17 protein-coding genes are annotated in these 13836 nt (G+C 34.6%); 5 read left to right on the top strand and 12 right to left on the bottom strand.

What is annotated here, in order from left to right:
• Positions 1-105: 105 nt before the first annotated feature.
• Complete coding sequence (locus PHY84_RS00190) at positions 106-330, bottom strand: CopG family transcriptional regulator (RefSeq protein WP_299856465.1); 225 nt, start codon at positions 328-330, stop codon at positions 106-108.
• A gap of 249 nt (positions 331-579) precedes the next feature.
• Here PHY84_RS00190 and PHY84_RS00185 point away from each other — a divergent pair, with 249 nt between their 5' ends.
• From PHY84_RS00185 to PHY84_RS00175, 3 genes are read left to right on the top strand one after another with little or no spacing between them, the layout of a single operon-like run.
• Positions 580-1173 (top strand): cytochrome C oxidase subunit II, encoded by a 594-nt coding sequence (locus PHY84_RS00185; protein ID WP_299856463.1) that lies wholly within the window; start codon positions 580-582, stop codon positions 1171-1173.
• Positions 1170-2807 carry a cbb3-type cytochrome c oxidase subunit I gene (locus PHY84_RS00180; RefSeq protein WP_299856461.1) on the top strand — a complete coding sequence of 546 codons (1638 nt, stop codon included), beginning with the start codon at positions 1170-1172 and terminating at the stop codon, positions 2805-2807. Before PHY84_RS00185 ends, PHY84_RS00180 begins: the two co-directional genes overlap by 4 nt.
• Positions 2808-2819: 12 nt before the next feature.
• Entirely contained in the window at positions 2820-3416 is a 597-nt protein-coding gene (locus PHY84_RS00175; protein WP_299856459.1) for a hypothetical protein, read from the top strand.
• A gap of 319 nt (positions 3417-3735) precedes the next feature.
• Here the strand turns inward: PHY84_RS00175 and PHY84_RS00170 are convergent, their stop codons facing one another.
• From PHY84_RS00170 to PHY84_RS00145, 6 genes are all read right to left on the bottom strand, one after another.
• Positions 3736-5253, bottom strand: coding sequence for a WG repeat-containing protein (locus PHY84_RS00170; protein WP_299856457.1), 1518 nt, complete (start codon positions 5251-5253; stop codon positions 3736-3738).
• The gene (locus tag PHY84_RS00165) at positions 5246-5839 is read right to left on the bottom strand and encodes a hypothetical protein (protein WP_299856455.1); all 594 of its coding nucleotides are present in this window, start codon (positions 5837-5839) and stop codon (positions 5246-5248) included. The genes PHY84_RS00170 and PHY84_RS00165 overlap by 8 nt, the downstream gene beginning before the upstream one ends.
• 8 nt (positions 5840-5847) lie before the next feature.
• Positions 5848-6402, bottom strand: a complete 555-nt coding sequence (locus tag PHY84_RS00160) for an HD domain-containing protein (protein ID WP_299856453.1) — start codon at positions 6400-6402, stop codon at positions 5848-5850.
• A gap of 186 nt (positions 6403-6588) precedes the next feature.
• Positions 6589-8739, bottom strand: a complete 2151-nt coding sequence (locus PHY84_RS00155) for a hypothetical protein (RefSeq protein WP_299856451.1) — start codon at positions 8737-8739, stop codon at positions 6589-6591.
• Positions 8740-8751: 12 nt separating this feature from the next.
• Positions 8752-9018 carry a hypothetical protein gene (locus PHY84_RS00150; RefSeq protein ID WP_299856449.1) on the bottom strand — a complete coding sequence of 89 codons (267 nt, stop codon included), beginning with the start codon at positions 9016-9018 and terminating at the stop codon, positions 8752-8754.
• Positions 9019-9027: 9 nt separating this feature from the next.
• Complete coding sequence (locus PHY84_RS00145; protein WP_299856447.1) at positions 9028-9201, bottom strand: hypothetical protein; 174 nt, start codon at positions 9199-9201, stop codon at positions 9028-9030.
• Between the two features lie 256 nt (positions 9202-9457).
• Here PHY84_RS00145 and PHY84_RS00140 point away from each other — a divergent pair, with 256 nt between their 5' ends.
• On the top strand, positions 9458-9664 hold the full coding sequence (locus PHY84_RS00140; RefSeq protein WP_299856445.1) for a hypothetical protein: 207 nt from the start codon (positions 9458-9460) through the stop codon (positions 9662-9664).
• Complete coding sequence (locus tag PHY84_RS00135) at positions 9664-9978, top strand: hypothetical protein (RefSeq protein ID WP_299856443.1); 315 nt, start codon at positions 9664-9666, stop codon at positions 9976-9978. The genes PHY84_RS00140 and PHY84_RS00135 overlap by 1 nt, the downstream gene beginning before the upstream one ends.
• 106 nt (positions 9979-10084) lie before the next feature.
• On the opposite strand, the gene PHY84_RS00130 is transcribed toward PHY84_RS00135, so the two are convergent.
• The 5 genes from PHY84_RS00130 to PHY84_RS00110 form a co-directional block, all read right to left on the bottom strand.
• Positions 10085-10879 carry a hypothetical protein gene (locus PHY84_RS00130; RefSeq protein ID WP_299856441.1) on the bottom strand — a complete coding sequence of 265 codons (795 nt, stop codon included), beginning with the start codon at positions 10877-10879 and terminating at the stop codon, positions 10085-10087.
• A 23-nt stretch (positions 10880-10902) separates the two neighbouring features.
• Positions 10903-12099, bottom strand: a complete 1197-nt coding sequence (locus PHY84_RS00125; RefSeq protein WP_299856439.1) for an AAA family ATPase — start codon at positions 12097-12099, stop codon at positions 10903-10905.
• A gap of 145 nt (positions 12100-12244) precedes the next feature.
• Positions 12245-12778 (bottom strand): hypothetical protein, encoded by a 534-nt coding sequence (locus PHY84_RS00120; protein WP_299856437.1) that lies wholly within the window; start codon positions 12776-12778, stop codon positions 12245-12247.
• Positions 12775-12972, bottom strand: a complete 198-nt coding sequence (locus PHY84_RS00115; protein WP_299856435.1) for a hypothetical protein — start codon at positions 12970-12972, stop codon at positions 12775-12777. The genes PHY84_RS00120 and PHY84_RS00115 overlap by 4 nt, the downstream gene beginning before the upstream one ends.
• A 180-nt stretch (positions 12973-13152) precedes the next feature.
• The gene (locus PHY84_RS00110) at positions 13153-13614 is read right to left on the bottom strand and encodes a helix-turn-helix domain-containing protein (RefSeq protein WP_299856433.1); all 462 of its coding nucleotides are present in this window, start codon (positions 13612-13614) and stop codon (positions 13153-13155) included.
• Between the last annotated feature and the right edge of the window lie 222 nt (positions 13615-13836).

Below are 13836 nucleotides of genomic sequence, written 5' to 3'. Positions count from 1 at the left end.
CACCACCCTTTTGCTGGATATGACACGCTATGGCATAGCCGTAATTGAGTCATTATTAAAGTATGGTGAAGTTTATATCGACTAGATAGCTATAGCGTCGCTACACTAAGATTTTAAGTTTAAATCTCTTAGCTTATCTGCAAGCCACATCTTGATAACCGCTTGACGGCTTACGCCTAAATGCCCTGCTTCCTTGTCAAGAGATTGCACCATCCATGCAGGAAAATCTATATTTACTCTCTTTATCTCTTCATTTATCATCTTAACTTTAGATGTGTCAAAGTAGTCAAGTATCTCTTCTTGATTTTCATCAAATATTTTATCGATCATCCCACAGCTCTTTTGCTTCTTCAAAATCTACACCATACTTGAGTTTATTCGATTTACTCTTATTTTCATCATATTCAAAAGTCATACCAAAATTATAAAAATGAAGAAAAAAAATAAAAAAAGCAAAACTACAACAAATTGATTTATATAAATCCATTTTATTGATTAATATTTATACAATTAATTGGTTGTCAATTTAAAAAAATATATTAAAGTTTTACTATTAATTTTTATTTTTAAGGAGAAAAGGTGGCAGATTCAGTAGATGTGCTTGGTATGCTAAAACTGGTATATACCATATATACACTAGCAGTTATATCATTAATGGCTTGGTTTGCTATGGGGGTTGTTAATGAAAACGGCAAACCTCGTATAGTAAAACCATCAACATTTTATATGTATGTAGGAGGCTTAGTAACAATAGGTATAGCGATACATATCGTCACATTTAACAAGATACCGTGGGTTGAGATTGACTTCAAAAGAGACTCTCTAAAAAGCACTCAAGTGGTAAATATAACCATAGAGAAGCATGAGTTCAAGCTTCCTAGCCCAAAAATAGAGCTTAAGTGCAACGAGTATGTTCTTTTTGATGTCGTTTCAAAAGATATTACTTACGGTTTTGGGATTTTTCGACAAAACAACTCGATGGTTACGCAGATGCAGGTGGTTCCCGGAAGCAAAAACGACCTTATGTGGAAGTTTGGCAAAAACGGCGTTTACCATTTGCGCTCTACGGAGTATTCAGGTCCTAAGGGAGCTAAAATGTATATAAAAGATGTTTTTGAAGTCAAAGGATGCGACGAGGATGACAAATACTCGCAAAAAGGGGGAAATTTATGAGTTTTTTAAACACTTTCATCAACGGTAACGAGGGCGGACTTAAAGCAGACGGTTTGACACCTACGCAAAAAGTGACACTAAGAGCCGTAATCATAGGGATACTTTACTACGGTTTATCGGCATTTGAGGGGATGATGATGCGTGCACACGCCGTTACTCCGCTGCCTATGCTAAACGATTCGCACTACTTCTCTGTTATGACGGTTCACCCGATTGTGGGTATTTTTGGCTCTACATACCTTGTGGTCTTTGGCGCATTCACATTTTTAGTGCCGTACCTTATGAAAAAACCGCTCTACAGCATCAAACTCGCAAACGCAACATGGATGCTTATCGCCTTTGGGGTTTTACTCGCATGGCTTGGCGGATTTTTGTTTCACTACGCACCGCTCTACACGCTCTACTGGCCGCTGCCTGTGGACTTTTCACAGTTTGATGCAGTGGGCGGACTTGTCTTTATTACGGGTGTTGCGCTTATCATGATAGGAACTTTGGGCTTTATCTACAATATCTTTGCAACTGTTTTTTACACAGAAGAGGGGCATGAAAAGCGACCGATGAAACCGCTTCTTATCTCTGCTTTGGGGATTGACGGAATGCTTAACATCTGGTACAAAATGAAAGGTCGTGAGCCATACTCAAAAGAGCCGGCGGTCTCGCTTCCGGTAGTGGCAATCTTTCGCGGAACAATAGATACTTTTCTTGATGCGCTTGTCATCCTTACATGCGGTATCTTGATACTTGTTTACATCATCGGTGATTTGTCGGGTGCAACCATGGACTACACCTCTGTAAATGCACTTCTTTACAAAAACTTCTTTTGGTGGGGACTTGACTTAATTGCAGACGGATTAGTGCTTATTTATATAGCAGGTTCTTGGTATCTTCTGGCAATGCTCATTACAGGCAAAAAGCTCTTTATGCAAAATATTGCAAGAGCGGCACTTCTTTTAGAGCTAATCGTTTCATGGGCGGTTTGGTCGCACCACCTTTTGGCGGATCAGGGGCAGAACAACATGATGAAGCTTGTCAGCGGTGAGATGGTAACGGCATTTGAACTTGTCACTCAGGGGATTGCGATTTTTATTACGCTTGTAACACTTTGGAGTGCGAGACCGCTCAAGATGACAAATGAACTGAAGTTTCTTCTAGCTGGGATTCTGGGCTTTATGCTTGCAGTTCCGGCTGGTATCATTCAAGCAGATATGGGGCTTAACCGTATCCTACACAACACACAGTGGGTTGCAGGTCCGCACTTCCATGTCGCTTTGCTTGTCGGACTTACAATGACGCTTTACAGTGCGGTCTATATCTTATGGCCAACCCTTACAAACGGCGTAAAACTATACAGTCAAAAACTGGCAAACTTCCACTTCTGGGGGCAGCTAGTCGGCGGCATCGGCATGGGTGCATTTATGGGTATGGCAGCAATGGACGGGATGCTAAGACGTACGCTCTACATGGATGGCGAGTACCAAACATACATGATACTGGCGGGTATTTGCGGACTTTTACTACTTGGAGCATGGATTGCACTTTTGTTAAACCTCATCATGAGCGTAGGACTAAAAGGGCTTCTTGGCATCTTTAGCAAATCAAAACTCCAAACAACCGCCTTAGTGCCTGAGGTTTAAAAGGTTTTTTTAATGGTAAACATACAAAAAGTATCAAACCAAATTCTAAACGACTCGCTTTACAACACGCTTCTCTTTGAGATAAAAGAGAAGCTCTTTGCTCATGAGATAACGCCCTTAATGATAGAAGATATCTTAAAAAAAGAGCCTTCACTCTTGAGCGAATACAAAGAGATAAACCGCCAAAGCGAACTCTCAAGCATTCAGATAAAAGAGCTTGTAGTCAAAGCGGGTGACACTCCACAAGCAGCACAAAGAAAAAGAGAGATAAACGAGAATGTTCAGATACTAAAAAACCTGGAAAACTTCGAGGGCGACTCCAAGAACAGTGCCTACCCCATCTGGATAGGAAGCATAGGCGTAATGGTTGTCTTTATGGCACACAACATCATCGCACTCTTTAGTGACCTATACACAACGCACGAGAGCGCCGTTTATATCTCGTTTTGCATCGTTTTATGGCTCACTTACTTTGGTTACATCAAAGTAAAAAACAACCACGACGCGCAGCACAAAGTTTTCGCCGCAACATACACAAAAACCAAAACTATGATTGAAGAGGGACTTCAAAATGTGGATTTTACATATCAAGAGATTTATGCAAAATAGTTTGCTATAACTTTAAGGGCACCTCTAAAAACTCTAGCCATCTTCAGCGATAGAGCCAAGTTCACAATCAAGGCGGCTCTTTGCAGCCCTAGCTAAGGCTAAGGCAAAAAGAGGCAACGCAGAGTGTGGGCTTGGCTCTATCGCCCTACGGGAGGGTTCAAAAAAGCGATATGCCGCAAAACTTTTTATCGCCTTAGCTTCGGCTAAGGCTCAAAAAAGATTTTGCATCATCTCATCTTTTTTGATTCCCTCTGAAGACGGCTAGAGTTTTTAGAGGTGCCCTTAAGAAAAATTATTTAGATTTTATCAAATAGATTTTTTATTGTATTGCTAGATTCTCAAATCCAATCCCTAGGGCTATAGCGCTTCCATCTTGTTTTTCAAATATAACAGGCAGTTCTATATCCATAGCATAGACGCCTGCTCCTATCTGATGGTAATATCCTATAACTCCAAATGACGGGTCTTTTAAAATCTCTTTGTATCGAGTGATTATCTCACACTCTTTTACACTCACTTTTTTATCCCAAAGCCCCATCTCTATGAGATCATTTTGCTTTTGTGGAGTATCAAAGAGTGTCATATACTCTTTTAGTGGTAGTTCATACATCTTAGCATGAAGCTCTCTTTTTTTATTTTGCATCTGTTCTACCAGTTCAATTGGTTTTTTATCGCAAAAATCTATATATAGCTCACCTTTTTTAAATACTCCCCAAAGTTTACCACGATTTACAAAGTACATATCATCTTTATAGTGCTCTACAAAATCCAGAGAATCGATAATAATATTACCGATTGCATCAATAATAAAAGATTTATTATTTTCTTCCAACACGGCATAGCCATTATTAAAAAAATTCCAATCTTTAAATTTACAAGCTATTATCTCATTTGCATCTTTATCTATATATCCCCAAAGTCCATTTATATCTTGGACCGGTTTTATACTTAAAAATCTTTGCATTATCGTCTGATATGGTTTTGAAAAGCCATTTTTAGTGTGTTGCGTCAAGAGTCTGCTATCATCTATAGTGATGTATTCATCCCTTGTAGTGGAGTTAAGAAGCACTTGTTTTGGTTCGCTTTTTTCATCCCAAAGATTTACCATGGTGCAAACTAGCTTTTTATAATCCCCGCCGTGAACAATTTCATCTTTTAAAAGTTCCGCATTTCCAAAACCGTCAAGTCTTATGTAGTGATACTCAAACGGATAAAGGAGTTTATACTTTAGGTCATTTTTAAGACTATCACCGCTGTTTATTATCCCATATTTGCCGTTTTTATCTATCATCTCTCTACTTCCGCCACTTAGACCAAACGGCATATTTGACTTACTGCTTAGAGCGTCTTTTGGCAAAACAAATCCATCTCCTCTTTTGACTATGCACATAGGCTTCCTTGAGTACATATCCCAAATCAATTCGCATTTTGCATCTATATTTTTTAAATCTTTTTTGGTATAAGGAGTGACACCCTCATCTAGTCTATACCGAAAATTTGACTTTAGTTTTTCATTTGAAAATACTTCTTGCAGTGTCGTTTGCACCTCATCTAAAATAGTTATCCTGCTTGGTTCTGACTCAAGACTATAGACTTTTTTTGTGGAGTAGCTGTATTTGACTTGATAGATAGTTTTAAGAGCAACAAATTCACTTTTGCATAGGCAAATCGTAGAATTATATATTTCCATCTCATCATTGCGAAGTTTGAGATAATAAAGAGGCAAAGAGCTATCTACTCCACCGAGAGAATCATTATCGTACACCTCTTTAAATGTGATAACATTTGCGAGTTCTTCTCTTGCTTCATTTGTTTTTGATTTGAAGAAATTAAACATTTAACTGTTCCTTTACGTAACTGTCTCTATACTTAAATTTATACTTCATAAAAGCCTCTAGCGCTTCATCAAAAAACCTCTTTTGCCGTTTTGTTAAGATATTTTCATCTGAGACACAACTACACGACAGAGTATAAACAACTTTTTCATTATCCAAAAAATTACAAAATATATCGTAAGTGTATTTGTATCTCCCCGCTATATGGTGATTTTTAACTTCTTCGACAGTGTATGTAAAATGTGGTTTAAAATAGAAAAATTCTTGATTTTTGAGCTTATTATCAAAGCCATACTCATAGACGGCTAAGCCATTATCGCAAACTGTGTAAAGCTTAACTCTAAAAAATGATTTTACGCTATTGTACAAATAGACAAAAAACGGGAGAAAAATCACTCCAAAAATTAGGCTCCACAAATCTGTTTTTTGGTAAGCATATATAAACATACCCATAGAAATCAAACTCCCAAACAAACTAAATGAGAGTACAAAAATATTTGAAAAAAATTCTTTTTTTATCTCATCTTTTGGGATAAGCTTTTCTTGGTATCTGATTTTGCCTAAATCGTGTGGAGTTTTGATTTTCATGGTTTGCATCATCTATAATATTGGTTATACCCACTTATAATCTTCTCTAGTTTATATCTTAAAACACCGTTTGGGCTTTGCAGTTCACGATGAATCACCCTCGCTTCTTCTTGATATTTTTGCATCTTCTCTTTACTCCAATGACTTGGCGGTACTCCTAGATTTGTAATGCGATCGGCAAGTTTAACCATCTGGATATATCGTGGGAGTTTTTGAAGTCTAGCGATACTATCACCCATTTGTTCCTCTTTTGAGAGTGTGCTGTTTTTTGTAAGAGCTTTTACGCCCTCTACTATTATCGGGTCAAGATTTTCATCCAAAAGCGGGTAAGTGGTATCTTCAAGCACATCGTGAAGCAATGCACAAGCAATAGCGATATCGGCTTCAAAAGATGAAATATTTTCAGCCGGCAAAGAGTTTACAACTTCAGTAGCTACGCTGATGATATGAAAACTATACGGAAGTCCGTGAGGTGTTTTTTGCTCACCATGTGCCTTGAGTGCAATAGCTAAATGCTTTTTGAAACTCTCTACGCTAAAAAGTTCTTGGGATGTTTGTGTCATTTTTTGTTTTCCTTTTGGTTAATTAAATTTTCCATCTCTTTTTTTATCCTAGATCATAGCCTTTTCAATTTATTGTGTAATGAGGTATATAACACACCATTCAATTTTCACACAAAGCCTAAGTATTTCAGTTCTACAAATCAAAGAAATCCCATCTTAGCTTTACTCTTTTTATTCATTTGTATTTTAGTGTTCCAATTCTTTGGGAAAATTTTTTATATAAATAGATGACGGACGTTCATTACCATAAAAGAGTTCTATATTGTGCTTGATTTGATATTTATCCAACGCTTCTATAAGCCATAAAAAATTAAATTTACTTTTATAATCAGTATTGGAAGTTATGAAATATCCACCATTGAAATGCCCAAGAATATTTGGGCTATATATCCAGTACCGTTCTAGCCCCATAAATTCATTTTTTTCATTATCTCTTATTATTGTTTTAGGCTTCAGAGTTCCATCCGCTATCAAGGCATAAATAGAGCCATTTTCTTTTGCTTTTTTATACTCATCCATTTGAACTATTTTTGTTTTATCAAAAATAAAATGCACATTACATTCTGCAAACATCTCATCATCTTTAGCTCCATAGCAATTTTCTTCAAAAGGTCTCAAATTCTGAAATTTTTGCTTCAACGATGGAGTAAAATCCATCTCAATTTTATAATCATCTATACGATTATCTCTAAAGTCGGATAGTTTTATAGAATTTTTATTATTTTTTAAAATCAACGATAGTGGCTCAATACCATTAGCTATATATTTTAGATATAGTTTGTCAAAATGGTATTTCGCAGGATCAAGCTTTGATACATCAAGTTTTAAATACTGATCATTGATTTGTTTAGATTTTTGGAACCGTTCAAGTATTTCATCACCACTACGATAGTACGAATCTCTTATAGCAACTATGGCGCCTTCAAAATCCATTTTTTCAATTCTTGCGGATTTTTCTTCTATTGCTTGTTTATCCCCAAGCTCCGACCAGTCTTTTTCTTTTATATCAGTGTAAGTATATAATCCAAGTTTGTTCAACTCTTTTTCTCTACCGCTCATATTTTTAATGTGACGGATATATTCCTCTTTAAACGTGGAAGGAAAATTTTTATACATGTCATTACTGCTAAAATCAAAACTATAACTTTGTTTAGAGTCAAACAAAAATGGTTTTATTTGAGTTAAATATCTAAAAAGTTTACCACAGCTATTATCACTGTAGCCACCGTATGCTATACATCTTTTCCTATTATTTAGCGGAAGATTTACATCTGGATAAAAAAGTTCTATCACTTTTTTCATACTTGCTTTTGAGTAGATTTTTGATGCAGGATCTAAGACAATGGCAAGTTCATGTAAAAGTATATCTTTTGACATAGTTGACTTTATGGGTACTTTTAAAGCTTCTTTATAGTAAAAGATAGCATCTTCAATCATATCTTGATTATTTTTCTTATAGCCAATCCATAAAATATCCCTTGCCCTATCTCGCAACTTATTAAACTTTGTATTGTTTGCATTTAACGTGTAATTTATATTTTTTGTTGATTTCGATGCAAGCTGACTAGCATAAGCCTGCACATACAAATCAGTATATTGGAGAACTTTAACTCTGTCTGGCTTGGTATTTTCACAAACAGTTGGGATACCAGATGGTTCTTGATTTCTCCAAGAATAACAATCTATAGCTCTCTCATAAGCATAAACTGAATCGCTTAAACTCAAAATTTTTTCAAGGCTATAATTAATTTGATAAGGCTGTCCCTGTTGTTTTAATTCATTTGCTCGAAGTATATCTTTTCGCGATAATGACATTATTGCACACTCTGAACCACCTATGGCAAGCTCTTCCATTGATATGCTTTTGTCATATTGAGCAAGCCAGCAATTTAATTTATCTTTGATGTATTGATTATCCGCTTTCTTTAGCATCTCTTTTATTGCAACAGATTGCTTATTTTTGTATATCTCTTGATCAGACAAGGGCATTTTTTTTAATTGTAAAGGTGGAATAGGCTTATTAATGCCTCTAGTTTCATATATTTTTTTCCACCAATAATCACTCCAATCTTTATTTTCAAAAGCATCTGCTAATCTCTTCATAGCGTCAGTATTTCCAGCCAAAGCAAATCCTAAAAGCTCTTGTGCAGGAAACCTAGTAGTTCCATCCAAATATGCATCAATTCTTTCTGTCGCAAATCCAAATGTGTCGTTAGGAGCTGCTATATTGATAGGTTTATAGTTACATAAACTCTGATAAGGTGCTGGAATATCGCAGGGTAATGCAAAAGAGCTACATGCGAATGTTAAATAAAACAATAGTGAGTTTGCTTTCATAGTAATTCCTTTTTATCTACACATTTTGAATAACTCATTGCAGTACAATTCTTTATGCTTTTTTATGTAATTTTCTACACGGGAACTTTTTTTGAGAACATCATTAACATAATTTTCCCAATTTGAAGGATTGGCTAATTGGTCTTTTTGTATCATAATCTGGTCTAGAAAGTCAGCATACATTTGAGTATAAATTTCAAAATCCTTAGATTGATTTTCTTTATTTTCAGACTCTTCATTTTTGAAAAAATCTTCATACTTACCTTGTGAAATTAACAAGCTTTGTATTTAAAACATTCTGGTATAAAGCTGATTGATAGCTTCGTTTTTATTTTGTTTTTTCATCTCTTCAATTTGCCCTAATGCTTTTTGTGCAATAAAAGCCAATATTATAGTTATAGCAAGCATGCCCATATCTGCAAATGCACTTATTCCATCCGCCGTAAATTCTATACAAACCATTCTCATGCCTTATTTTTTAGACAATTATAACCTTATATGGTTATATTTTGCGTTATTTTCTCTATTTCTCACCACAGAAGCACTGTTTTTTTCCTCTATCAACATAGTATCTATAGAGGGTGTGAATGAAATGATTTGAACGCGATTGATAAAAATTAATCATTACATACCTTTTTGGTATAGTGCAGAGTTTGCGCGTTTATGGGTTGTTCAAGAATACGCTATAATTTTACATTTAGATTCAATAGAGGAAATCATGCAAACCGTAACCTTGCAAATGTCCGATTCCGTTGCTGAACATGTCATGTATTTTTTGCGTCAGCTTCCAAAAAAAGAGGTCAAGATTGTCAAATCAAAACCTTCGACAGAAGAAAAAATAGCCAAAGAATTTGACGAATCCTACCAGCAGATGAAACGCGGTGAAACGCTTAGCTATGATGAGTTCAAGGCAAGTTTAAAATAATGTTTAGGTTTTCTAAACAATTCATCAAAAATTTTAAACATCTTGCCAAAAAATATCGTCATATCGAAGAGGATTTTGACCGTTTTTTAGAAAGCTTTACCAACGAGCATTCACACGCCACTACAATCCAAAAAAACATTTTCAAAGCCCGTATCAAAAACAGTGATAAAGCCAAAGGTAAACGCGGTGGCTATCGCACCTACTACTACACGATCACCGACGAGTCAGTTACCTTTTTGATTATTTACGACAAATCAGAGACAGAGAGTATTGATGAGGTAGTGCTTGATAGCATCATTGCAGAAATAGACTAATTTTTGATTACTTAACCACAATATGTGCTTCAGTAATGGTCGTATTATACCTTTTACTATAATAGCTATCAATATAAAACTATTTTGCTTTAGAGATACCTTTAGCTTAGTTCTCTTTTTGCATCAAACTATCCATCTCTTTTTTCATCTTTTTATAGTTGCTCTTACTAGAGAGCCAAAACACAGGAGCGGTCATGATGAAAACCCCAAGCATAACCTGCGAAAGTCGTGAAACTCCCTCCAAGACATCATTTTGCATACAACATATATCAAAAAATCCATTGATACCAAAAAAAGCCATAAGAGCCATAAGCACAAAATAGGCTTTATCATCTCGTTTTTTTATAGTATCGGTTTCATCACTAAAAAAATCTTTCGTTGAAACAATCTGCAAAAAGATACCAATGTCAGAAATGCTGTTTGCATAAAGTGTCTCTTTGCTGCCATCTTCACACTCTAACACCAAAAGATTTTTTTGCAGTTTTACTTTTTGCACTGCAAAGCGGTTTTTTGTATAGCATAACTCTAAAACACCATTTTCAAAAGAGAGATTAAAATCTCTTAGAGTTTCAAACACTTCTCCTTGTCCATTTTGCAAGTTTGCTAAAATCTTTTTAGCTCTATACCGTGCTATGGCGTTTGATATGGTGTAGATGGTTTTGTACTTATCTTCTTTGTTGCTATCTATTTCTACGATATACGGCTTTGTATCATTTTTTAGATAAAGCGTAAAAACAAGCTTTGTACCCTCATAAACACTGTTTGTCACCTGCATTATTTCTTGATGATAAAAGGAGAGTATATCTTCAAATCGTATAGTGCGACCATCATCTTCAAAATAATCATTTGCTTCATCAAATCTGATAGCTCTTTTTTTGATTGTGTCGCTATTTAAAAACATTTATCTTAAACCTTTGCACTGCATCATCTCTGCATCAATCCAAAAAGCCATAGCGCAATCTTGTTTTTTTCCATGGTATAGTCTGTATCTACAACAAGATAACTATTTGGGTTGTCTTTGATTTGAGTGAATTTTTTATTTTTGCCGCCTATCTCAAAAACAGTCTCGTTTGCTACAAAATCACCGATATCGCTATAGTAAATAGTTTCAAACTGACTTGCAAAAAATGTCTCTCTGGCTGTGCCAACATCTACCTCTACCCCAAACTCATCTGCAAAAGTATATAAAAGATTGGTATTGCCAAAGAGGAGTTTTTCAGGTTTTTTGGAGATATTGTTTGAGTATTTTTTGATGGGGCGAATAAGTTTTGATCTATGCAAGATTTCAAGATAGGTGGCAAGTGTCGGATGAGATACTTCAAGCTCTCGACATAGCTCGGCGATATTGACTTTAAACGGCACTTTTGCATAGATAAGTTTTGCGATAAATTTTTTAAAAATATTTAAGTGCGTGTAATCTATCTTGTTTAGTGATGGGATGTCTTCATTGATTATCTTCTCGCAGGCATTAAAGAGCTTGTTTTTATACTCAATCTCATCTTCTACAAAAAATGGGTAGTAACCGATTTGAAGGTAGCGTAAGAAGTTTTTATATAAAGTTGGATGTTCTAGCGCCAGATTTGAGCTTAACTCGTTATGTTTTTTTAAAATCTCTTCAAAACTAAGTAGTGGCAAATCAATATCAAGCGAGAGTTTCATAAACTCTCTAAAGCTCAGCGGCATAACATAACTTATCACACATCTACGACTTAAATCAAATTTTTCACTCAAAATATTGAGCATTGATGAACCGCTAAATCGTATAAGAAGATCAGGAAAACTGTCGTAGATGGATTTTATCTCATTTGCCCAGTTTTGGTATTTGTGAATCTCATCGATGACAATCACTTTTCCGCCAAGTCTGACAAACTCATCAGCTATATCATAAATAGAACTATTGATAATATAGACATCATCTGCACTAAAATATAGATAGTCAGACGGTTTAAAATTTAGCTTTAGATACTGAAGCAAAAGGGTCGTCTTTCCAACACCTCTTTGACCGACTAGTCCCACTAGCCGATTGCTTGAAGTAAGTTTTGAGAGATAAAGCTCTCGTGAAAACTTTAAATCAACTGCTTTAATATTTCTAATTTGTTTGTTTTGAATATATCTAATCATTAAACACCTTTAAATATTTACACCATTTTATCAAAATAGTTTAAAATGTAGTTTAATATTTTATGCAATTTACTTAAAGTACACATATAAACATAGTGGGGCTTATAAAAACTTGCAACAATAGCCTATCCTATTTACTTTTACACTATTTAAAAACATTTATCTTAAACCTTTGCATAATCAAACCGAAAATAGCCCCTTTTATAAAATATACAAATAAAATAGCAACCACATATAACAATGATAAACGACCTAAAACTTCTTTAATTCCGTCTATTTCAATATTTGTACCAAATATCAGTGCAAAAACAGGTATAAGTCCCAAAATACCGTATAACATCATAGCTCCAAATGACCATAAAAATTGCTCTTTTGTAAATCTTACTGCCCAAAGCAATCCAAGCATAATCAATATGCTTATCCAAACAAAAGCCTTCCCAAAGGTAATAATCAAAAGTGCAAGTACCAAAAATAAAAATATAAACTTATAAGAGTTTATTTTAAAATTTTCTTTGTCTTGCACCCACAACCCAAAGAAAGCCGGAGGCAAAAGTTCAAAAACTATCATTAAATATGGGCTTATAAAAAAACCGCTCAAAAAACTCAGTATAACTAACATAGGAGAAATTATCCCCCATACAATCCACCATTTTGTACTAACAATAGGCAAGTTTCTCATTTTGTTATATTTTTATCTTTCATCATATCGACAAATACAAGGTTTAGCTCTTTTTCTATCTCACTCAGCGGTTTATTTATCGCTTCTTGAAGAAGCTGCTCTTTTTGTTTTGCAGCACTGTCTTCAAACTTAAAATAGAGTGCAATCATTAAAATCACTATAAAAAAGAGAATTTTTTTAGTTGTATCACTCATCACTTGGTTTTCTTTTTTTTGAACTATATCTAATCAGAATATTCACACTATTTTATCAAAATAGTTTAAGATCCTATAGAATTTATCTAAAGCAAATGTTATTATTGTGAATAATAACAATATTTTGTAAAAAATATAAAAGATAACGCAAAAGTGCCGACTTATATCCTAGTCACCGTTCTAAATAATAAAAGTCCTAAAATAGTGCATAATCAGCCCATTATGCTCCTCTTTTTTCATCTTTGGAAGCTTTGCTGCTATCTCCTTGCAACTGTTAACAAAAATATACCGCTCTATAAGGTTTAGCCGTTCCAATTTCGTATATATTGGCATCACGAAGGCGGCTTTTTGTTTGATGTGATTTACAATCGCCTGACTGTAAATAATATGAAGATTCTCTATATTATTCATATTTGTGGCATGAAACCCAAGTCCCAAAATAAATTCAATCTCTTTAAATTCAAATGCAGGGGTAATTGTTTTAGCATATTTTTCTAACACGATGACAAGATTTCGCAACTCCTCATACTTATAATCGGCTCTTTGAAGATAGGCAAAAATCTCTGGTCTCTCTTTTTCCCAGCCATAAAGCGTACTTTTTGAAATATTAAACTTTTGAGAAATCTCTTTTATACTAAGCATTACGATATCCGTATTTTTATTTGCTAACGATTATAGTTTTACGAGTATGAGAAAACAATCAGTTTGTTTTATGTTTATTTTTTCTATAATGAGAAAATAGAATATTTTTTCATAAAAAATCTATTTTTTTATATTATACGAAACAAATATTTGTAAAATTAATCCGATATTGGAAAAAAATGCTTTGTCTTTTCTCGCTTTCTCTTGCAGCACTTTTTACGC

This window comes from Sulfurimonas sp. (assembly GCF_028694605.1).
Lineage (GTDB): Bacteria > Campylobacterota > Campylobacteria > Campylobacterales > Sulfurimonadaceae > Sulfurimonas.
Note: the sequence above shows the minus strand (reverse complement) of the source record. Positions and strands in the feature narration are given on the sequence as shown.